The organism is Kitasatospora putterlickiae, assembly GCF_039527695.1.
In the GTDB taxonomy this organism is placed as follows: Bacteria; Actinomycetota; Actinomycetes; order Streptomycetales; family Streptomycetaceae; genus Kitasatospora; species Kitasatospora putterlickiae.
In genome coordinates, this window is record NZ_BAAAKJ010000445.1 from 3,209 (window position 1) to 4,884 (window position 1,676).

1 protein-coding gene is annotated in these 1,676 nt (G+C 74.4%); it reads left to right on the forward strand.

What is annotated here, in order from left to right:
- Positions 1-1,524 (forward strand): type VII secretion protein EccCb (gene eccCb / locus ABD308_RS36160; RefSeq protein ID WP_344344414.1); only part of this gene is annotated, 1,524 nt, incomplete at its 5' end.
- Between the last annotated feature and the right edge of the window lie 152 nt (positions 1,525-1,676).

Here is a 1,676-nt window from a genome sequence, read left to right on the forward strand (position 1 = left end):
GCCGTCGCGGGCGGCCCGCAGAGCGGCAAGAGCACCCTGCTGCGCACCCTGATCACCGGTCTCGCGCTCACCCACACGCCGCAGGAGGTCCAGTTCTACTGCGTGGACTTCGGCGGCGGCACGCTCTCCTCGCTGCGCGGGCTGCCGCACGTCGGCGGCGTCACCGGGCGTCACGACCCGGAGCGGGTCGGGCGCACCATCGCCGAGGTCAACGGCGTCATCGCGCGCCGCGAGCTGCGCTTCGCCCAGCTGGGCGTGGACTCCATGACGACGTTCCGGCGGCGCAAGGCGGCCGGCGACCCGGAGCTCGCCGACGACCGGCACGGCGACGTGTTCCTGGTCATCGACGGCTGGAGCACCCTGCGCCAGGAGTTCGCCGACCTGATTCCCGCGCTCACCCCGATCGCCTCCCGCGGCCTCAACTACGGGGTGCACCTGGTCGTCGCCACGGCCCGCTGGGGCGAGCTCTCCGGCGGCGTGCGCGACCAGTTCGGCACCCGCTTCGAGCTGCGGCTCGGCGACGCCATCGACTCCATGATCAACATGCGGGCCGCCGAGACCGTCCCGCAGAACAGCCCCGGCCGGGGCCTCACCAAGGAGCGGCTACACTTCCTCGGCGCCCTCCCCCGGATCGACGGACAGGGCGGCGCCGAGGACCTCGCCGACGGCATCGCCGATCTCGTCGACGCCGTCAACGAGCACTGGAGCGGCCCCCGCGCGCCCGAGGTGCGGATGCTGCCGCTGCTGCTGGACGCCGCCGCGCTGCCCGCCCCCGAGGGCCGGCTGCGGATCGCCATCGGCATGGAGGACACCGCGATCGCGCCGCTCTGGCACGACTTCGAGGAGTCGCCCCACCTGCTGGTGGTCGGCGACAGCGAGAGCGGCAAGACCAACCTGCTGCGCCTGCTGGTCGACGGCATCACCTCCGCCTACACCCCCGCGGAGGCCCGGATCATGCTCGTCGACTTCCGGCGCGGGCTCTACGAGAGCGTCCCGGAGGAGTACCGGCTCGGCTACGCCGTCTCGGTGGACGTGCTCAAGCAGGTCGTCACCGGCGCGGCCCGCGCCATGGAGGCCCGGCTGCCCGGCGAGGAGATCAGCCCGGCCCGGATGCGGCTGCGCGACTGGTGGACGGGGCCGGAGCTCTTCGTCGTCGTCGACGACTACGACCTCATCCCCGCTCAGATGGGCGCCGGCCCGTTCGGCCCGCTCCTCGAACACCTGGCGCAGGGCACCGAACTCGGCCTGCACCTGATCGTCGCCCGCTCGGCCAACGGCATCGGCCGGTCCTACAGCGACCAGCTGCTGCGCCGGCTCCAGGACGTCAACACGCCGGTCACCCTGCTCTCCTGCCCGCCCAGCGAGGGCACGCTGTTCGGCAGCGTCAAGCCGCGCCTGCTGCCGCCCGGCCGCGGCCTGCACATCACCCGGCGCCGGACGGTGCAGGTGCAGACCGGGCTGATGCCCGATCCGGAGCCGGAACCGGAACCCGTGCGGGAGCCGGCCGGGGCGGCGGACGCCTGACGGCCGGTCCGGCGGACGGGTGAACCGGGGGCGCGGCCGGGGCCGTAGTCCTGAGCGATGAGCCTTTCCCGCACCGGCGCGCGCTCCGGCGAGCCCGCGCCCCCGGCCGAGCCCCGCCGCCGTTTCGGATTCCGGCGCGGGCCGCAACGCGC